This window comes from Shewanella sp. 10N.261.52.F9, assembly GCF_041471165.1.
Classification (GTDB): domain Bacteria; phylum Pseudomonadota; class Gammaproteobacteria; order Enterobacterales; family Shewanellaceae; genus Shewanella; species Shewanella marinintestina.
On the sequence record NZ_JBFRNX010000013.1, the window covers coordinates 321,966 to 343,010 of the forward strand.

17 protein-coding genes are annotated in these 21,045 nt (G+C 41.5%); 6 read left to right on the forward strand and 11 right to left on the reverse strand.

The features are described from left to right. Positions 1 to 5 precede the first annotated feature (5 nt). Positions 6 to 884, reverse strand: coding sequence for a universal stress protein (locus AB4298_RS10405; RefSeq protein WP_371986646.1), 879 nt, complete (start codon positions 882 to 884; stop codon positions 6 to 8). Positions 885 to 1,043: 159 nt separating this feature from the next. After that, the gene (locus AB4298_RS10410; RefSeq protein WP_371986648.1) at positions 1,044 to 2,399 is read right to left on the reverse strand and encodes a hypothetical protein; all 1,356 of its coding nucleotides are present in this window, start codon (positions 2,397 to 2,399) and stop codon (positions 1,044 to 1,046) included. 164 nt (positions 2,400 to 2,563) lie between these two features. Between AB4298_RS10410 and AB4298_RS10415 the strand changes: the two genes are divergently transcribed. Both AB4298_RS10415 and AB4298_RS10420 read left to right on the forward strand, forming a co-directional pair. After that, entirely contained in the window at positions 2,564 to 3,598 is a 1,035-nt protein-coding gene (locus AB4298_RS10415; RefSeq protein ID WP_371986650.1) for an AraC family transcriptional regulator, read from the forward strand. A gap of 111 nt (positions 3,599 to 3,709) precedes the next feature. Then, positions 3,710 to 3,970 carry a DUF5062 family protein gene (locus tag AB4298_RS10420; RefSeq protein WP_248998192.1) on the forward strand — a complete coding sequence of 87 codons (261 nt, stop codon included), beginning with the start codon at positions 3,710 to 3,712 and terminating at the stop codon, positions 3,968 to 3,970. Positions 3,971 to 4,052: 82 nt separating this feature from the next. On the opposite strand, the gene AB4298_RS10425 is transcribed toward AB4298_RS10420, so the two are convergent. From AB4298_RS10425 to AB4298_RS10450, 6 genes are all read right to left on the reverse strand, one after another. Continuing rightward, entirely contained in the window at positions 4,053 to 4,925 is an 873-nt protein-coding gene (locus AB4298_RS10425; RefSeq protein ID WP_371986652.1) for an SPOR domain-containing protein, read from the reverse strand. A gap of 69 nt (positions 4,926 to 4,994) precedes the next feature. Next, positions 4,995 to 8,126, reverse strand: coding sequence for a sporulation protein (locus AB4298_RS10430; RefSeq protein ID WP_248998190.1), 3,132 nt, complete (start codon positions 8,124 to 8,126; stop codon positions 4,995 to 4,997). 69 nt (positions 8,127 to 8,195) lie between these two features. After that, complete coding sequence (locus tag AB4298_RS10435; protein ID WP_371986653.1) at positions 8,196 to 8,951, reverse strand: fimbrial biogenesis chaperone; 756 nt, start codon at positions 8,949 to 8,951, stop codon at positions 8,196 to 8,198. Between the two features lie 178 nt (positions 8,952 to 9,129). Then, positions 9,130 to 9,579 carry a DUF4402 domain-containing protein gene (locus tag AB4298_RS10440; protein ID WP_248998188.1) on the reverse strand — a complete coding sequence of 150 codons (450 nt, stop codon included), beginning with the start codon at positions 9,577 to 9,579 and terminating at the stop codon, positions 9,130 to 9,132. Positions 9,580 to 9,638: 59 nt separating this feature from the next. After that, positions 9,639 to 10,271 carry a hypothetical protein gene (locus AB4298_RS10445; protein ID WP_248998187.1) on the reverse strand — a complete coding sequence of 211 codons (633 nt, stop codon included), beginning with the start codon at positions 10,269 to 10,271 and terminating at the stop codon, positions 9,639 to 9,641. Between the two features lie 208 nt (positions 10,272 to 10,479). Further along, complete coding sequence (locus AB4298_RS10450; RefSeq protein WP_371986654.1) at positions 10,480 to 11,130, reverse strand: SPOR domain-containing protein; 651 nt, start codon at positions 11,128 to 11,130, stop codon at positions 10,480 to 10,482. A gap of 533 nt (positions 11,131 to 11,663) precedes the next feature. Here AB4298_RS10450 and AB4298_RS10455 point away from each other — a divergent pair. Further along, entirely contained in the window at positions 11,664 to 11,879 is a 216-nt protein-coding gene (locus AB4298_RS10455) for a TIGR02450 family Trp-rich protein (protein ID WP_248998185.1), read from the forward strand. A gap of 20 nt (positions 11,880 to 11,899) precedes the next feature. On the opposite strand, the gene AB4298_RS10460 is transcribed toward AB4298_RS10455, so the two are convergent. Further along, complete coding sequence (locus AB4298_RS10460; protein ID WP_371986655.1) at positions 11,900 to 12,037, reverse strand: hypothetical protein; 138 nt, start codon at positions 12,035 to 12,037, stop codon at positions 11,900 to 11,902. Between the two features lie 115 nt (positions 12,038 to 12,152). Between AB4298_RS10460 and AB4298_RS10465 the strand changes: the two genes are divergently transcribed. Continuing rightward, positions 12,153 to 13,058, forward strand: coding sequence for a LysR family transcriptional regulator (locus tag AB4298_RS10465; RefSeq protein WP_248998183.1), 906 nt, complete (start codon positions 12,153 to 12,155; stop codon positions 13,056 to 13,058). Positions 13,059 to 13,119: 61 nt separating this feature from the next. Here the strand turns inward: AB4298_RS10465 and AB4298_RS10470 are convergent, their stop codons facing one another. Beyond that, the gene (locus AB4298_RS10470; protein ID WP_371986656.1) at positions 13,120 to 14,046 is read right to left on the reverse strand and encodes a diguanylate cyclase domain-containing protein; all 927 of its coding nucleotides are present in this window, start codon (positions 14,044 to 14,046) and stop codon (positions 13,120 to 13,122) included. Between the two features lie 274 nt (positions 14,047 to 14,320). On the opposite strand from AB4298_RS10470, the gene glf reads away from it, so the two are divergent. Both glf and AB4298_RS10480 read left to right on the forward strand, forming a co-directional pair. Further along, positions 14,321 to 15,466 (forward strand): UDP-galactopyranose mutase, encoded by a 1,146-nt coding sequence (gene glf, locus AB4298_RS10475; RefSeq protein WP_248998181.1) that lies wholly within the window; start codon positions 14,321 to 14,323, stop codon positions 15,464 to 15,466. Between the two features lie 22 nt (positions 15,467 to 15,488). Then, positions 15,489 to 16,304: a DUF707 domain-containing protein gene (locus AB4298_RS10480; protein ID WP_371986657.1), complete on the forward strand. Its 816-nt coding sequence runs from the start codon at positions 15,489 to 15,491 to the stop codon at positions 16,302 to 16,304. 113 nt (positions 16,305 to 16,417) lie between these two features. On the opposite strand, the gene AB4298_RS10485 is transcribed toward AB4298_RS10480, so the two are convergent. Then, a complete protein-coding gene (locus AB4298_RS10485; protein ID WP_371986658.1) occupies positions 16,418 to 20,974 on the reverse strand; it encodes an ATP-binding protein in 4,557 nt (1,518 codons plus the stop codon). Positions 20,975 to 21,045: the final 71 nt, after the last annotated feature.

Here is a 21,045-nt window from a genome sequence, read left to right on the forward strand (position 1 = left end):
GATGCTCACTCTATCGGTAACAGTTGCCCTTCTCTTGCTGGCACGATTAATACATTGCTGCGAGTGCGGCTCAAAATAGACTCAGCCATATTACCCACCACATAAGCATAAACGCCTTGACGTTGCACTGCACCAAGCACCAGATATTGCACTTTATGCTCACAAGCTAACTGATACAAACATAAGTCTGGCTCGCCGACCGTAATATGCACACAGTCATCAGTTAAGTTAAGCTCATCGAATAATGGCTGATGCCTTTGCTTAGCTTCTCGCACCAATGCATGGGTATCGACAATCTCCATATCATGGATAACCTGTGGCAAGCGGATCACGTACGCCAAATGTAATTGGCTGCCTGTAGCCTGTGCCAGCGCGGTTGCTTGGCGGATCACCGCCTGATTAAGCTGTTGCTTTAAGGTTTTTTTACTGTCTAGATCCAGCGCCATCATTACGCTATTACCTTTATGCAATGGGTTGTCGGTTAACAGCATGAGTGGCACGCGAGTGTGGCGAATGAGACTCCAGTCGACAGGCAGATAATGATCGGCGTGATGTACCGCCTTTACGATAAGATCAAAGTCATGGCGCTTTGAATGATGACAGGCATGTTCAAATAAATCTTTACTCCACACGCTGTGGATCGGTGTGTCTTGTTCATCAATATCCTGCAGCATTTGCTCTATTTTGGCCTCACGCTGCTTCATCACGTGCTTTTGTGCTACCGCGACAAACTTAGGATTATAAAACTCTGCATCGCCAAAGTATTCAAAACTATATGCAAATACCTCGGCGCGTTTACCAAGTAACTTAGCTAATTCAACGCCTTTTACCACGGCATTAATATGTGCTTCTTGCCGCTGCGAAATCACTAACACTTTACCCATGAAGTCACCTCTGCTGATTATCCTTATCCTAATTTTAGCTTAGCTAAAACGCGTCTTTAAGGAAGCTAAACTGAGAACAATCATGATCAGGATCAAACTAAATTTTGCACAAAAAAACCGCCTTGCGGCGGCCTTTTAGCAATTATAGCTACCGCAGGATTAGGTGTTACAGCCCAAAGACTCAAAGTCTGCACGACTCATATATTCAGTTGTTGGCAAATACTCCCCCATAATCACGTACTCATCACCTGGAGTGCTGGTATTTTGAATCGCTTGCGCAAACCCTTCTTGTGGAAGCATATTACGTACGATTAGCATTGCTTCATTGAGCTTATTATTGCCACCTTCAACAGCTCGGCCAAAGCCATCGCCTTGCTCGGTCCAAGGTAAAAAGTTGTAACCGCAATCAGGATTAGCATTATTCGGTTTAAAAGAGTCTCGACTCGTTACCACAGTGTAATAACCCTCTTCATCGGTAACGAGTTGTTCATCAAACAGACAATCGGTTACCACTTGCGAATAGTACTCGTTCTGGCAAATTGACCAATACCTTATCTGCGAGTCCGATTCATCAAACACGGTATTGCCTTTAAAGGTTTGCGGCACACGCGGTAATTTCCCTCGAGTCACAGCCACTTCACCAAAATTTGAGTCTAAAAAAGTACTGATATATTGGTTATCTGCATTAGCGTAAAAGTTCACGCTACGCTCAGGCTCTCCAGCACATTGCCCTAGAAAGTTACATTGAAACCCATACGTACCGTTATAAGCTGCACGCCAAATAGCGGGGGTTTTAGCTGGGTCAAAAGCGGGATTTGAACGAACTTTAGCATAGGTTTCTTTAGGCACTAGTGGGATGGCAAGATCTTCAGTATCTGCTTGCAGAACATCACAAGCTTGCTGGCCATAAAGTTGCTCCCCCGTAGCTAGCGTTAACTCTACCGCTGGCAGCTCAAAACCTGCTTGCTCATCTTGCCCCTCATCACCGACATATATCCGATAGATCAATACCGCTTTATCTCCCTGTTTAGCATAATCAAACAAGGTATTAGCGGGTAAATCACCAGAGGGCTCTCCTTGAGCAACTGTTAAGGTAAATTCTCGTCGTTGCTTTTGTCGCTCAGCATCTTGAATAAAGGGATTATAAGACCCGTCATCTGCCACTATTTGATTATCAGTAATCGCTGTTGCTGGCGTAGTATCGGCACGATAGCTATTAAGTGAAATATAACGTGCATAAGGATATTCACCGTGAAGAGTTAAGTTTGCCCCTTCAGGCAAAGTGTACCCAGCATGCCAATAATTAGCCCCTGTGTCAGGGTAGGCAAAGTTACGCTCAGGGTGGTCAATGTTATACGGGCCAACCCAAAAGCAAGCACTAGACTCAATTTGCTTACCTTGAGACCCGCCATCCGAGTCACTGTCGCAACCCGCTATTATGAACGATAAGCAAGCAGCCAATATTGCAGAGCCTTTTTTCAAACCTGATTTAGATATAAACGAGTAATGATTCATTATTATTCCTTATAGTTACTCGGCAAAAATGCCACTCCCTCAATGCGTTGCAGCAAGCCTTATCCTACGTGTCCCCCCCCTCTTAATAAAGATTGAGCTTAAGCCGCTTTATTTGTAACCTAAACCATGATGCAGTGGATTAATGGTCGGCGAGAGACAGGTTTATGACTTTGAAGGACAAGAATATAACTAAAGTTGAATCTACAACTATCGCATCTTGGGCGTTAGCAGTGTGTCGCACCATTGATGCCTCTGGCGCTAGCAGTCAAAAAATTCTAGATGAACTTGCCATTGACCCCTCTGTATTAATTGATCCTAATGCCCGCTTACCAGTAAGCCAAATGACACTGTTATGGCGTAAAGCAGTGACGCTAACAGGGGATGAAGCAATAGGTTTAAAGGTCGCTAATTTTGTGCAGCCTACTAGCTTTAATGCATTGAGTTTCTCATTGCTAGTAAGTGAATCCCTCAACGATGCCTGGGTAAGAGTAAAGCGCTATTACAGCATTATTAGTAATGTATTAGAGGTGAATATAGAGCATGGCGAACATGAATCCGCATTATGTTTTAATAAAATAGCCGGAAGGCATTATGCAGATGAAGCCATAGATGCATTTATGGCCACTAGTTATTTAATGGCATTTCAGGTCAGCCACGGACAAATAATTCCCTATCGATTAGAACTGGAACGTCGACAGCCTTTCAACTCGAAACCCTTTAATGATCTGTTTAATTGTCCGATCAAATATGCGGCCAACAGCAATAAAATTTACTACTCAAACACTGCTTTACAACGACCTTTTCCGTCTGCAAATAGACAACTAGCATTGAGTAACGATGAAGCTATTCAGGCTTATTTTCAAACGATTAGCCAGCAAGCCTTCAGTAAAAAAGTGACAGAAGCAATTACTTTCTCTATGACGTTAGGCAATCCTTTACGGGATACGGTAGCCCAGTCATTTCATATGAGCAGCCGCAACCTACAACGTAAGTTACGCCAAGAAGGTACAAGTTTCAGTGAGTTAGTTGAAAACGTTCGTAAAGAATTAGCTATCAAATACTTAGCCAATAATCAGTTGGCAGTGATTGATATTTCATTTCGTTTAGGCTTTAAAGATCCCAGTAACTTTACTCGCGCATTTAAACGCTGGCATGGACTTTCACCACTTCAATACAAGCAGCGACATAAAGTTAAATAATAGGCTGTATCTAAGTGGGATTTTAACGATTTTATAAACATAATCTCACTTGCTATCATTTGATATTCAGGTAACGTTAGGGCTACATCAATCGACATAAGAAGCGTCTATATGAAGTCAGGTAAGCACGATGCACAACTACTGAAGCTCGCGTTAGAAATTGGTGTTGGCTACGCCAAAAAAAGAGGCTTTGCTGATTTTGGCCAAGGGATCTCTCCCAAAGATAAAGTCGAATGTATTTACCGCTTATTAGTACAAGACAACCTTATTCAAGCACTACCAAAAGACAAAGAAGATGGTCCCAATATGAAGCACAAATTAGTACTTTGGATAAGCCGCCAGTTACCACCTGAACATGAGCTACTGAACTAAACATCGAGGAACCCAATTGGCTAATGAACATAGCAATATTCATTAGCCAAGTTTATTTTCACTCACATTTTAGCCATACAAACTAGCTGCTATAGAGGTTTATACCAACACTAGTCGCCACAATACAATCCAAACCACTTTGCTTCATGCTAGTACACGCTGACAATGCTTGTTGACGCTGAGTAAACTCGCCAACTTTAATTCGGTAATATGTTTTTCCGTTAACTAAAACACGCTCATACCTCGGCACATAACGAGCTAACTGAGTGCCAAAACGACTATTTAACTCAAACCAAGTAGGCTCGATACGAGAGAATTTATCCACTGATGATAACTGCAATGCAAAACCACTTTTCTTCCGAGCGGCTTTAGCTTCTGCTTGCGTCTTATTTGCATAGTTCAAAACCTTTGGATTAGACTCGATAGGTTGCTCAGGCCCACCCGGATATGCTGATGCGTAACTTCTAATAGCTAAAGCTTCTGGCACATTAACTTCTGTTTTCGTGCTCTCAGCTGCAGCCATGTGGTCAACTTGTACTCCGTCAACTTTATTGTCACTGCTTTGGCTCGAAATTTGGTGTTTAACCTCCATCGTTGAACTTGCTACTGCTATTGAATCTGACGAAACGGACGTTGGCATTTGTTTAGTCGCTTTAGGCGTTATTGGAGCTGGCCTAACAGGTGCTTGGCCTCCTGCCGCCAACATAGTGAGTTGCTCAACCAATAACTTCAAGTCGCCCTCAATAACAATCAAACGGGATAGACCAGCCTTCATTTGATGCCACTCAGCAAGCTCTTGCTCTAATTGTTCTATTTTGTCTTTTAGTTGCTTTTGCTCTGCAACTCGTTGCTTTTCAAGCGCGATATCAGCCTGATTAGCACAGCCAGTTAAGCTCATTATGGCAACAAGCAAAGCCGCTGCTTTACGGCAAGCTCGATAGTTCACTACATTCATTCTAAAACTCATTTCCACAAGACTGTCTCTGAAAAGTAATATGATTTAAATAGAAAAAGCCTAAATTTATTATGATTCAAATTCGAACTCAAAAGGCTCGACACTGCACTTTAGACCTTGTTTTGTAATTTGAGAGCAACCGTTTTCAGCTTGTTGTTTACGAGCCAAAAAGGCTACATTTAACGCATAACGCTTGGTTTGTTTATCTTCGATATAAAATACTTGTTGGCTCATGGCATCGTCATAATTATGCTTCACCAACTGCCAGTAGGTTTTGAGCATGGCGAGTGAATTAAATTTACCGAGGTTCATTACATAGCCTTTGCTCGTCATGATCTCTGCAAACGTAAAGTCAGCACCATTCATTACATCGCCATTATTTTGCAAGGTAATCGCCATTTGTGACTCACCACGTAACTTCTTACGTTCAAGGTAATTAGCATCAATAGATAATTGGTAATCGCCCGGAATTAAATCAGTAAACAAGTAATATCCATCAAATTCTGTTTCTGTAGTGGCGACAATATCACCTGCCGCATTGACTAAGTTGACTGTGGCATAAGGTGCGATAGATTCAGTACCATCGACTTCGCGCACATACACAGTACCTTCAACTTCTGCTGCGTTAACGACAGGAAAATCTAAAGTCTGTATATGACCACGCCTTGGGGTGATAGAGACCCCAGGAATAGCGGGAATTAAGAAAGGATCACCTAGGCTTTTTTGATCAAGCACAATATCGGTTTTCTTCTGGCTAGACATTGAGGTTAACATCGCCACGCCATCTTGATTACTAGTGCCATAGCGGTACTGTTGCACGCCTTTTACTCTTGCGCCTTCAATAACAGCCTCACCAGCATCAAACCGTCCATTAAGGTTATCATCCTCGAACACCCGCACCATTAAGGCTCCCGCACCAGATAAGCTACGCGATGACATAAACACTTGCTCAGTTTCTGGCTCATAACCAAAGCTAAAGCGGCCATACAAACCTAATGACCAGTCGCCTGTATTATCATAAGAAACAGTAGAATTAAGACTAAATGCATTATGCTGCCAGCTTAAGCTAGCACTACTACTTAACAGATCAGTTATAGGGTAGTAATCAAGCTCAAGTTCAGATTGTAGATGAGTGTTAATTGGGATGGATAGCTCGGTAGAAAATCGAGAAATTTCAGCTTCTGGCTGAATAAAATAATCTAGTTTCACCCTGCTAAAAGCCCAACCAAAACTCTTTTGTAGCTGTAATTGGCCTGTAAGCGAGTCATCTAAAGCTGCGTCACTTGAAGAGTGGCCCGTATACCAAGTTAATTGGTTATTAATGTTTGCCCAACCAGTACTTATCGCGAGCAAGTTGCCGAACTCATCGTGCTTTGCGCCATTACTCGTTTGAGTTTGTCGCCAATGATTTCGATAATTTAAACGATAGGGAGAGCCTTGAAAAATATATCCACTGTGGTCAAAATTATATTCTGTATGTTGTTGCTGACTTAAATCTTCTAAGGTCTTTTCTGATGCCTGATAACGCAAGCTTAAAGATTGGTTACCAATTTGGGTTCGCCCAGAAACAGCAAATGTGCTGTCTTGATGACCTTTAATTTGATAATCAGCATCAACAAGAAAACGTTCAAACAGATTAAAATTACCACCAATGGCATAAGTATCGACAGAAGTGCCCTGTTCTGATAACTGCTCTTGCACACCTAAATTAATCGATGCCCAATCAGTTAAACCGCGCTCATAGGTCGAGCTTAGCACCCAACCCGTTTCATTATCGTCAGGTGTACTAGAGATACCAGATAAACCTTTACCAATTTCAGCAAGCGAAACACTATAGCTGCTCTCGTTAGCTTTGAGTTTATTACTATCAACATAAACTTGTTTAGTTTCGGTTTTAACCTGTCCTTGCGGGCCATAAGCGATCATCTCAAATTGGTTATCACCATACAGCAATTCGATGTCGTTAAACTCATAGCGACCATTTTGCAAACTAAGTGCCTGCCTGATCAGTAAACCGTTTTGATATAGCTCGATATCCCAGCCAGGTTGAATATCACCACTGAGATTGATGGTTCTATTGTTGGCTGATACACCTGTTTTATCATTAGTTACTGAAATACCGCGACTTTGACCGAGCGTGCCATCAACTCCAACGCTCACAGGAGTAATATCACCCAATCTAAATTCTGTCGCCTTTAATGGGCCTAGTAAGTCCCCAGCAGCCGATTCTTTTGATAAGGTTAAACGTAAGTCCGTCAATGCATCGTTACTATTGCCGCTGGCATAAAACTCACTACTTAAGAATGCGAAATCATGACCGCCAATTATCGAGTAACTTTGATAATTGTTGTGTTCTGTCACTGCAGCGTTAACCTGCACATCGACTAAAGGAGAGGATATCGCTTGATAATTAGATTCTTTCCAAGGCAACACAGCCTCTCTATTGCGACTTACAGCTTGATTTAGTTGACGCTTTTTTCGTGCTAACCTTTGTTGTACAGGTAACGGCGAGGAGCTGCTAATATCTACCTTTAAATCTGAAAAACTATAGTCAAAAGTGATACCAAACCACTGTTCAATCTCATCGCCGGCAATATAAATATCATCAGCCATAAGGGTGTAATGACTAGGTTCTAATTCGAAATCCTGCTGGTTAACCGAGACATTAACGACTTCCTCTCCCGCTTCAGGTAGGCGCATTAAAAATTGACGAGTCTCATCTAAATACCAGCCTTTAACCATGCGATTATCAAAGTCGCCTTCAATTGGAAAATCAATTAACTCAAATAGCCCAATTAAACTAAATTGCGCATTTTGCTTACTTTTGATAGCAAACACATCTGACAAATAATGATTATCGACATAAAGAGATAGCAGTAATTCCTCCCCTTCGGGAATACCCAACTGCTCAGTAGAGAGTTCTACGTTTACACTAGCGTCATCAGTTGTAGATGCTAAAACTGCAGCTTGGGATTGTAGCTCCTGCAATGACAAGCTGTAACTTTGCTTCAGCCTCGCTAAAGTGCGCGCAACGTCGGCATTATTTAAACTTGCAAGCTGAACGTTTTGCTCTGATTGAATAACTACAGGTAAGGCGTGTTGAGAAGATATAAAAGCAATAAAAGCAGGCTGCGCACTTGCGGAGCCTGCATAGCTGAGAAGTAGAGATAAAAGTAATGCGTAACTTAGACGATAGCGCACTACTTTCCCTTAAATTCGAATAACAGCAAAGTATTCACCAACTCTGGTCAACATCCACCACAAAAATAGCTAGTTGTTAGTAAATGCTTCTGCGGTTACAGCAAACTCTTTCTCTGCAAAAACTTGCCCGTTAAATTCTTGCTGTCCTTCATAAACAATACGCAGCTTGCCGTTAGACGGCGTGAAATCTTTGGCAATCCAAGCCATAGACTTAATAGCTTGATTGACCTCTGGATATATATTGACGTTATTTAAGCGCGCAACAACTTGCTCATCCCCTTGTTCACCTAGCCAATACGCAACTAAATTCCCAGCAGTAGAATATTCACCAGTTCGAGTTAAATTAACGTTCAACATGGTTTTGCCACTATGTTGATCAAAGCGTAACACCTTTGACGTAATCTCAACTTTAGGGTTAGCTTTTCCTTGCCTAACGATTACTGGCAGGCTGTAACTTAACAAAACGTCCAAATTAATCGACATTTCACCATCTGACTTTTTAGCTCGTTTTGGCGGTAACGCTTCTAACTTTAAATGCGAGCGATACTCTCCATCAGCAAGATCTTTAGGGCGCCTTAGACCCAACCTAACAATCTGACGCTCATTAGGTTTCAAAGTCACCTGCCTCGGACTAAAGCGCAGCATTTTGCTAGCTGAGGGATAGCCAATTGCCTCTTCTGATGTTAGGTCTTTATAGCCACCACTTGGTAAAGCTAACTTTTCTTGCCACGCAAGACGGTATGTTTTGACTTCAGAGCTGCTGTTTATAAGTACAATCTCATAGGATCTTTCGCGTCCCTCAAAAGCAACCCGGATAGGAGACACCAATAAGCTAGCTTGAGCTGAATTGATAAATGAAAATAAGCATATTGACCCAAAAAATGTAGCTTTTAATAAGCGCTTAAACATAGAAAATACTCAAAACAAATGGAATATAATTCACTCTAGTGATGGGGTCTAGGCCCTATAAAATTACAGAGTTACTCTGTAGTTGTTGACTGAACTAATAACTAATATCTAAATAAAAAACGGCTTGATAGGAAGTATTCAGATAATGCTTACCATTACCTGAGGTCATCAGCTTGCCACCCATTTGAGCGATAGCCATACCTGCACTGTCTGTACGAATACTCTGCTCAATATAGATCTCACTTAAGGTGAATTGTTCAGTATCTCCTGATGCAACAGTCGTTATAACAGGCAACATGGGAGTAATTGAAAGATCGACATAAGGTGGGTAATCAGTAATGACCATTTCAGCTGCTTCTCCGGGCTTAATGATCAACAGCTGTCCTGAAGAAGTGCTATGGCCAAAGGTAGGCACTATCACACTGCTTTGAATGCTGTTATCACGTATCACTATAGTGCCAAACGATAGCGGCTGTTCAAAATACACATCTGCACTTACGTCAAAAATGACCGTTGTTAAAACCAAAAATAAAATGGATTTCAAAGCTAGCCTTTTATATAAGGTGGCTAAACATATGTTTCGCCACCTAAGTCTATTTTTACTTAGTAGCTAACAGTAATTGGAAAAGTACCGGTAAACTCACCATCTTGATATTGTCTATCAATAACATTGGAATCAGCAACGTATACATCTGTCGTTAACGTGCCACCAAAGTTAAAGCTCGCATTACCTTGACCGTCTGCAGTCAACTTATTTGTATCATTAACATAAAGCGTGCCGTCATTATCGCCTGATGTAATAAATGCCGTAATAGTACTTAATACAAACTTAGGTGATCCTGGAGGTGCTGAAGCAGCTACAACATTGGTTGGAGTTGTCGGTAAAGTCACACTTAACTCTGAATATGGTGCAACACCAGCAACGGTAACTTCACCAGGTTCACCCGGTACTAGTGATCTAATAGTTGCCGCATTTCCAGCACCATTAACTACAGTTGCCTGCTCAGTTGGGTTTGGCGACATTGTAATACTGGCACTTACGCCATCAGTATCTGTCAGGTCGACTACTGCAGTGATTTCACCAAAGTTTAATGGCTTAGCCACAACCATTTCAAAAGCATTTTTAACAGTAACAGATGCTGTAGCATTCTCTGTTTCAGCAGCCATAACTGGTGCAGATACAACCATAACTAATGCTAAGCCAACAGCTTTTGCCACCATAGAAATATTTTTCATTTAAAACTCCATTTTACACATTATTGTATTTAATAAATAACGCCAAGACACACTTTGATTAAATAAAAACCAAAGGTGACAACAAACCAAGTTAAACTTAGGCTAAAAATAGAAAAGATAAAGCTAGATAACTAATCGGCATTATAAAATTTAACTTTAATTAAATTTACAACTAAGTTCTTTTTCCATAATACTTCATAAAATCCTTTTATATTCTCTCACCCTTATATTCAACTACGGCACAGTACTGCCCTTCGACTTTTAATAGGCGGCATATTGATAATGCCGATTTTTTACTCGAGTATGGCCCATAGACCAACCGAGAGAAACTCTTACCTTTACTAACAAAATCGACCTGCATTGGTTGACCATCAACCAATAAATCATGAAACCTTTTTTTATAACTAAGCCAACCTGCCTTTAGGTTATTACTATTAGAGTAGGAAGATAGATGAATGCCATAAGCATTATGACCATTTTTTATTTCGGTCACCTTATTATTGTTTGCAGCATTTTCTACTTTATTAATAACTGGTGATGGCAATACCACTTCTTGAGGCGTTACGACTTTCAAAGGTTTATGCTGCAACATTGATATTTTACTTAACTCAGAGATCAGCAGTGCTAAGTCCTCCTCATTATGAACCAGTCTTTCAATAGCAGGCTTAAGCTTATCCCAGTCTGCTAGTTGTTGCTTTATTTCTAATAGCTCTGCAGCGAGTTCAAAAGGTATGACTTGTTCTTGCTCATTAGCGAAAGTTATCGATGAAAAAAAATAAGACAAACCAATTAATGAAAATATGATATTCCGCCGATAAAATATACACATGGCTCTAACTCTATTTTCACTTAAACTCATTAAAAGTATTCACTTATCTAAAACCCGCATTAATCCGAAATAGCTTAACTAATAGTTCATCGCTAAAGGACCTATATATCACCAAATTAAGCAGAGTGACAAAATAAAAACACCTAATAATCGTTATAGCCAGAAACGAGCCAATAATTGCAAAATAAAAAACAAATTGTTATTTAAAACTTAATGTGTGACACATATCACCAACCAGCGATTACCACCTATCGGTTGCAAAAACTAAAACCGCAGCAAAAGACGACATTAACATTCAGAACGATATACATTTAAGATTTTAATCTCTACCAATTAAATTTACTTAGTTAAAAATATAGAAGCCCGAACACCATTATTTAAAAATTAATATTCACGGGAATAAAAACAAAAAACATATTAATAATATAAAAAACAAACAGAATGATGAAATTGACAGAATAATGACTATTAATTAAAGCCTCATTGTAATAAAGCTATTCAAAATTGAGATATTTACTTAATAGATAAATGATCTATTTTTTACGCTAATCGTATTCAAGCCTATGAATAAAATTAACCCGAAAAAACTACTACAGAGCAAATGGACTGCGGTTAATACGCAGAAAAAGCAGAAACACTTTATGGTGACTAAAGTGAAATTTGATGAGCAAGGAGAAGTGAGCTTATGTTTGATAGAAGCTGTGCTGACTCGCGCTGAGTTTTCAATTAATTGGCGCGAGTTAACACAAGAGACGGACTGGCTTATGGGCTGGAAATAACAATATACAAGCAGGCTATATTAAGCCTGCTTTGTGCTTGCTTGCCCTGAGTCAATGCGCTGGGCTGAAGCCGCTGCTAATTTTTGCTTCTGCTCTTTGTCTAATGGTTTAGCTGCGAGATACAGAGCTTGAGCAAATAAACCTTGATATGACTTCATTTTAGATCCCATTAATGTATTAAAAACAAACAAAACTGCTTAATTGGTGCTAAAGTAACCGCCTCCAAGTTATTAGTAAAATGAATAGTTATTATTAAATGGATTCCAAATAGGCATGAACATACAGATCAAAAGTTTGCACTGTTTCATTACCTTACTTGAAGTCGGTAATTACACCCGTGCGGCAGAAAGATTACACCTTACTCAACCCACTTTAACCAAGATGATCCAACGATTAGAAGAGCATTTAGAACAGCCGTTACTCATACGTAATAATCAAAAAGTCATTGCAACCGAGGCTGGACGTTTACTCGAAAGTAGTGCGAAACAGATCGTTGGGCAATGGCATCGTTTGCAAGAAGAAATGAACAGCTTAAACGGATTGCAAACTGGACAACTGCGACTAGGGGTATGCCCTATGATGGGAGAAATGGTTATTGATTTGCTATCACAATATCGCAAGCGCTTCCCACGAATAGACGTGAGTATTGTTGAACTCGGTGGTTTTGCAGCAGAGCAAGCTTTGCTAAATGACACGCTTGACCTAACATTTACGGCTTTGCCAACCACTCATACTCAGGATTTCTGTAGCCATAACCTTGGCGGCTATCCGCTATTTGCTTGCTTACCCGAAGACCATATTCTCACTAAAAAAGCATCGATTTCTTGGTCAGACTTAGCTCATTATCCTTTCATCCTTTATAACGATGACTTCTCACTCGCTAAACTTATTCGCCGACTGACCCATAAGGCCAATATCGAATTGAATATTGCCGCACAAAGTGGCCAATGGGATTTTATTGCCGCAATGGTTGAGTCAAAAATGGGACTCGCGATCTTACCAGAGCCTATTTGTCATAAAGTGAATTCGACTCGCTTAACGTATCGACCGCTATCACCGCAACTGACCTGGGATTTAGCATTAATTTGGCGTAAAAATTTACCATTAACCCCAGCAGCAGAAAGCTTTATCCGCTTAAGCCAAGAGTTGAGCCCTGCAAGATTAGCCATTACCAAATAGCTCGGGGTTAGTGGTGTAGCTGATTTTGCCGTGTAGTATTATCTATCGCTTTTAGCCTTAATTACTGGTGAAATAGATAACTATTTTTACCTTGACGCTTTACTTCATACATGGCGTGATCAGCTTGTTCACAGATCTCGGCAAAAGATTGAACAGTGAATAAGCTAATCCCGATACTCATACCGATATTAATACTTTTATTCTCTACTAAAACGTTCAAACCAAAAGCGCTTAATATCCTGTCAGCAATTTCTGAAAGCAGTGTACGATCATTTGACTCAAACAGGAGCACAAACTCATCCCCACCCATTCTTGCAATTGCCTTGGAATCTGGAACCTGTAATTGCAATATCTCAGCAATTTTAATCAGTAAACTATCACCAAATTTATGGCCATAGCGGTCATTATTCGACTTAAAGTCATCGAGATCGATAAACATTAATGCTCCGCATGCAGTTTGCTCTCTTTGCGAGTTAAATGCTTCAATTAATGCTTTACGGTTAAGTAGATCAGTTAATGGATCGCGATGGGCAAGCTTGGCTAACTCTAACTCGTAGCGTTTTTCTTTAGTGATATCGACATGTGTCCCCATGATACGAATTGGCTCACCTTTGTCGCCAAACTCAATCACTCGTCCTCGGTCTGACACCCAACTAACAGTACCGTCTTTATGGACCATTCTATGGGTCACATCGTAAGAGTCTGTTTTGCCGCTAACATGGTCTTCAAAATTAGCGATAACCCATTCTCTGTCATCAGGGTGAAGATTGCCTTTCCAGCTATTGACATGCGCAGCGAGCTCATCAATGGTATAACCTAAGAGTGAGCCCCACTCCATATTGAACATGGTTAAATTGCCAGTTGGAATATGTTGCTCCCAAAGACAAAGTCCCGTGCCATCAAGTGCAGCATTAAGTTTTTGTTCTAAGATTTTATTTTGTTTGCTCAACGCATCGATTTTTTCACGTAATACATTATTCTCATCCACCAGCCGTGCTAACAATTCATCCTTTTTAGCTGTAAAAGTAATAAATAACTCCTTTGAAATAATCTAGCTAGGGCAGATTAAAATAGCGTATAAATAACAAGCAAAGATAACACACAAACTACTTGCAACATGCCCAACCCCGTAAAAACACAATTTACCAACAAGAATGCTAACTAAACTCAATTTAATACGCTTAACATGATAATAATTACTCATAATAAATACTCGCAATGTAAACTGTAAGGCCTATAACTCAATCGATAACACTGAAAGAATGACTCTTAAGATTGGAATTGCAGGCGCAGGTTTTTCAGGTGCTGTCATTGCCAATGAACTTGCAAAAGCCGGCCATAAAATTACCGTTTACGAACCGCGCAATCATGTTGCTGGTAATTGCTACTCTTCGAGAGATGTTGATAGCAAGATAATGCTGCACCATTTTGGCCCACATATTTTCCACACTGATAAAGCTCACGTGTGGAACTATGTCTGTCAATTAGGTCAATTTATGCCTTTTACCAATAGGGTAAAAGCGAGGACTCAAGGCCAGATCTATTCGCTGCCAATTAACCTACACACCATCAATCAATTTTTTAACGCGCAAATGTCGCCAATTGAAGCTAAAAACTTCATAGCGAACCAAGCTGATAGTAGGATTAAAGAGCCTAAAAACTTTGAAGACCAAGCAAAGAAAATGATTGGAGAATCGCTCTATCAAGCCTTTTTCAAAGATTACACTATCAAGCAATGGGGTCGCTCACCCGATAGCTTACCTGCGAGTATTTTAAAGCGACTACCAGTTAGGTTTAATTACGACGACAACTACTTTAGTCATCCATTTCAGGGGATGCCGCTTGAAGGATACACGCCACTTATCGAAAAACTACTGGCTCACCCAAATATACAAGTAAAGCTAAATTCAACGTTCAGTGCAGCCATGAAGAGCAATTATGATCATGTTTTTTTCTCTGGGCCGTTAGATGCTTATTTCGATTACCAGCTTGGTAGACTGCCATATAGAACCCTAGATTTTGTCAAAGAAACCCATCAGGGCGACTACCAAGGTAATGCTGTAATTAACTATTGCGATAATAGCCAAGCTTACACTCGTATTAGCGAACATAAACACTTTACCCCTTGGGAAGAGCACGCTAGCACTGTAATTTTCAAAGAATATAGCCGTGAAGCAACGCCTGATGATACGCCATACTATCCAGTCAGGTTAAGTGATGACAACGCGTTATTAGAGCGCTATATCGCACTCGCTAAACAGCAAGAGAACATTACTTTTGTTGGTCGTCTAGGTACATATCGTTACTTAGATATGGACGTCACTATCGATGAGGCATTAACCGTCAGTAAGTGCTTCCAAGAATCGATAATTAGCAAGCAAACTATGCCGGCTTTCATTGAGCAATAACCAGATATTCAGAGCTATTGATATGAAAAAATACTTAGTCATTGCCCGGGTCGGTGACAACTCACTGCATTCGCATTGGTTAAAAAATGCGACTGCCAACTTCGACTTATTCCTGAGCTACTTCGGTGACAAACCTAAGCACTTTCAAGAAGAGGCAAATTACTATGAACAAGTCAAAGGCGGGAAATGGCCTGTCGTTCATAAACTAATTGAAGCGAATTGGGATGTGATCTCGCAATATGATGCAGTATGGATCCCAGATGACGACATTCTTGCAGATGCTAAGACCATCAATAATATGTTCAGTTTATTTGAGGGGTTTAATCTTGCGTTAGCTCAACCAGCGCTCACGATGAACTCCTATTTTTCGCACTCAAGCTTACTACGTCAATCAAACTCAATTTTACGCTACAGCAATTTTGTTGAAGTGATGGTGCCTATTTTCTCAAGTGACGCGTTAACCCATTTAAAACATAGCTTGGGCCAGAGTCCATCAGGTTGGGGCTTAGATGCTCTTTGGCCACACTTAATTGAAAATCCAGAGCGTAATAAGATTGCAGTCATCGATGCTGCCGCCGTTGTCCATACGCGTCCTGTAGGAGGCGAGCTGTATAAACTCAACCCTGAATTATCACCAGAAAAAGATGCACTCAAGCTGCAACAGCTGTATCCACAATTCAATATTAGCCGTCGCCATGGCCCAAATAAATTTAAGGTCTTTAGCCAAATAACAGAATCTAGAGTGCATTCCCCTTTGCTTGCTAGCCTCAAAGGAAAATGGCAACGAGTCATCGCTAAACAAAAAGCTAAATCTCAACCTAAATACCCTAAAAATTAAACGCTAAAAACAAAAAGCCCACTCATACCAATTGGTATGAGTGGGCTTTTTAGTGAGCTGTAAACTAGCTCCGTAAAGCAGAGCCGCTAATACGGCTCCACTTTAGTAAGCGGTTACTTAGTCACTGGCGATACTACAAATAGTAATTCGCCTTGCGATACTTGTTGACCGTTACTGTTAAGAATACGCTCAATACGATACTGCTGATCTTCTGGGTATAACACCGCATCCTTACGGTTAAAGCCAGCTAATGTTACCTGCGAGAACATCTTCATTGCTTCTGTAAGCGCTAAAGTCTGATCCACAGTAACAATATCACCTTCCTTAACAAAGTCTGCTTCACCAGGTGCTGGAGAGGTATAGAAGATACCTGCGCCCTGCGCCATCACTTTAAGCTCGTTACTCTCACCTACACGCAGTGATGCTGTATCTACGCCAACCGTTTCTGCAGCGGCTTCCATTTCTGCAATCATCTCAGGCACATCTAGCTCTGCCATAAAGCGCGGAAGGTAATTAGTATCGTATACGCCTTCGTTAAACGTGCCATCTTTAAGAATGCGCGTTAACAACGGAATGTTAGTTGCGATGCCTTTAATCACTACTTGATTCGCTAGGTAATCATGTAGCTTTATAATCACATCTTCACGGCTTTCACCACGGCAAATAATCTGTGCAATCAAGCTATCGTAGTAAGGAGAAACCTCTTTACCTTCACCGGCAATTGAGATGATTTCGATGTCATCACGCTCAGGCATCTGATACTCAGTGATGAGACCTGGGTACGGCAATAATTGCAGTACGCCATGGCTATCAAGCGCCGCTTTCTCAGCCGTTACACGTACTTCCATCGCGTAGCCAATATCTTGAGGTTCAAGTTCTGCAATTGAACGACCCGCTGCGATATCAAAACCTGCGCTTACGATATCAATGCCAGAAGTGGCTTCTGTTACTGGATGCTCAACCTGTAGACGCGTGTTCATCTCCATGAAGTAGACTTCGTTCGCGTCTAAGTTATAGATAAATTCAACCGTACCTGCGCCCATGTAGTCAGTCGCATCACCAAGTGCACGAGTGTATTCCATCACGCGCTGCTTAAGCTCATCAGGCAACATAGTTGAGCCAGACTCTTCAACCACTTTCTGGTTGTTACGCTGCACAGAACAGTCACGTAGACCCAGTACTTTAGTGTTACCAAACTGGTCACGTAGCAACTGAACTTCGATGTGACGCAGTGAAGTTACATACTTCTCTAGGTAAAGGTCGCCATTACCAAATGCTGCTGCCGCTTCGGTAGAAGTCTTTTGGAATAACGAGATCATGTCGCCAGGACGTTCAACAACCTGAATGCCCTTACCGCCACCACCTTGTACCGCTTTAAGTAATACTGGGTAGCCGATTTCGCTCGCAACGTTTACCGCTTGCTCTGCGTTATTCAAAATACCGTGGCTACCTGGAACTACTGGTACGTTTTGCGCTTGCGAAGTCTTAATCGCGTTCGACTTGTTACCCATAGTCGTCATGCTGTGCACACTTGGGCCAACGAAGTTAACGCCATTGTTTACACAAAGTGCTGCAAACTGTGGGCTTTCAGATAGGAAGCCAATACCTGGGTGCAATGCATCAACGTTTTCATATTCAGCCACTTTCAGTACTGAGTATGCGTTTAGGTAACTTTCATCAGAGGTGTTACCACCGATACAAACTAGCTTATCGTCGCCTTTAAGCATATCTGCAGGTACAGAAGTCATATCAGGATCTGATGCAACCAGTACCACGTTAATGTTGTTGTCGTGCGCCTTACGGATAAGCTTAACCGCTGTACAACCACGAGCATGAACCAATACTTTTTCAATTGGTTTCATTAACTGACGAGGGTCATCTTGAACAATTTCTTCTTCAGTAATCAGTCTTTCAGGGACTAGAGTCGATACAGCACTACCAATCACATCAACAATCTTAGCTGTTGGCTTAGGCATTAATGGGTCAATGCTTTGAAGCTGAGCGTCGATTGTTTCGCTGAATGGGTTAGTGACCAATGCATCCATCGCGCCCGGTACTTTAGACAAGTAGTTAGACAAGGTAGAGGTTGATGGCAAGTACGCAGGTACAACCATTTGGCCAGCAAATGGCATGTTTGTGCCAGATAGATAGTAAGTTTGTACTAATGGATGAGTTACAAAACTCGCCTGTGCACCACCGGTACAGTCACCGTAACCAAACATTAATACTGGCAATTCGTTATCACGAATAAAACGAGTAATACGGTCGTTCACTACAGCCATTGAGAATAGTGCCGCAGCACCTTCTTTTGTCTGCATACCACCAGAGCTAATGAAACAGATAACCGGTAGTTTACGTTTAGCACATTCGATCAATAGTGCGCTGAACTTCTCAGCAGCCGCCATATCAAATGCACCCGCTTGGAATGCTGTGTTTGATACCGCAACACCAACACGCATTGCTTGACCGTTATGATCGAAATCAGCAAGACCTGTGATCAAACCACATGGACGAATGCCCTTGTCTAGCGCATCTTCGATTGATAAACGGAAACCAGGGAAGTTAAGCAAATTAGCTGAAATCTTGTCGCCATTGATCTCTTCAAACTCAGTAAAGAACTTAGCAACAATCGCGTCCCAACCCATTTTTCCTGCGCGCTTTTCATCGCGAAGTACTTTTTGGATCAGCAAATCTTGATAACCCATGGTCAGACGGTTCCAGAAGTCTTTACGACGACCGATACGTACAGGGTTAATCGCGCCAGTGTATTCACCGCTTTCTTCTTCACTGTCAAAGTACTCAGGCAATAGACGCTCGAAGAAGTAAGTTAGGATAACGAATAAACTGTCGTTTAATTGTGGGAAACCAACACTTTTCCACTGCTCAGTACGAGTCAGCAGCTCAGCGCGGTTTGACTGAGTCATAAAGTACTTCAGCCACTTGTAGAACTTGTTTTTATCGTTAGCTACGTCCTGGGTTGATAATGCGCGGTCAATTGACTCATGCAATAGGTTATCAACTGAGTTACGTGACAAGCTCTTAGACATCATAGCTTCTTTAGCGATTGACGCTAAGTTACCGACTACGTTGTCGTAAAGTGCGTTGAAAACAAGAATGTTATGACACTGCCAAATAAAGTCTTCACGTAGCTCGTCGTGAATGATCACGTCAAGTACCGTCAGTTTGTTTAGCTCAGGCCAATCAGCTTGAGTCACTTCTGATGGAAGCGTTTCTAGGTAGTTGATTAGACCTTTAAAGTTGTTTTCTGCGTTACCTTTCCAGCGGTGGTATAGCGACCAGCTGATGTTAAAGATAAGTGCTTTACGTGCTTTCTTATAGTTCTCTTTTGGCTCACCCAAAATCAAACGCGTTAGCATGTTTCGCTCAGTCGATACATCATCACGCTTAGCGATGAAGTTACCCCAAAGCTTGTTTAGGTCTTCGTCGTAAACCAATTTATCAGGGCTTGATAACCAAGATTGGAATACACGATCTTGCTCTTGCTGGATACGTGCTAGCAAGTCACCTTCAGGTACGCTGACCTTGGATAGACGACCATACTGCTCTTGCGAGATAGAATGGATACGACTACGTAGCGTTAGGTAACGTAAGTAGCGGTATGTGCTACCAAATAGGTTCAAGTGCATAGTTGGGTTGTTAGCAACCGCAAGCTCTGCATTTAGCTCTAACGCTTCAAGATTCTTAGATGGACTAAGGAAACGCGCCAAACTGCGGTCATAATGCTCACGTAAATCTTCAGATTCACGAACAAAGTTAACCGCCGCTTTTTCTACGGCTTCAATGCTGCTGATAATCGCACGGCGCAGATTGTGCTGACGCTCATCTTTATCTGATGGTGAGAAATCAACAATACCGTCGATGCAACCTGAGGTATAAAGTTCTTCAGGTGATACGCCCACTGATTTAGCACATTCCTGCCAAGACAAGTTGTACTTACGCGCGATGCTTTGCAAACCTTGTGGCTGAATGGTGTTAAAAATACCATCACGTAGCGACAATAAAATGTTCGCAGCAGCAAGTGGAATAGCGCCACCAGAGTAACCCGCACCGATAACGATACCTACAGTTGGTACGTCAACGTTCGCGCTCTCGGCAATCGCTTTAGAAATTGAGTGTGCTTGGTTCTGGCTGTTTGCCACTTCACCCGCATCGGCACCAGGAGTGTCGATAAGGTAAACGATAGGCATAGACAATTCAGCAAAATGGCGAATCGCTTTACAGCATGCAATGTGATGCTCAGGCATCCATGCACCGTTAGCTGTAGTACGCTCTTGCGCGACAAAACCGATACGGCGAGTACGAGATCCAAAATTCAGTTCGATCTCTGCACTATAAAAAGGGCCAATATGAGTTTCGGTAACAAGCTTACCTTTTAAGTCCGCGATGATGCGCTTGGCACCTGGGCGGTTCTTATCTTGAGTGGGTTGAATCACCTTAGTGACATAACCGTCGACGTCTAGCTGCGCCAAATCTTTTAGGTTGGCTTGAATCGCATCGTCGTCTAAAAGACCTTTAACTTCATCAGAAAGCGACTGCTTACTGTGTTCAGGGAACAGTGAAAAGTCTTTTGCTAACTGCTCTGCTTTTAGAAAAAGCGGATCGGCAGTTTGCACTTGAGTCATGTTAGCGGGCTGATTTTTGCTGGTCATCGAAAGATCCTCTGCTTTTAGCCTCTGAAATTTTTAGCCCGTAAATATAACTTTGTTATCCTGTCAATTGC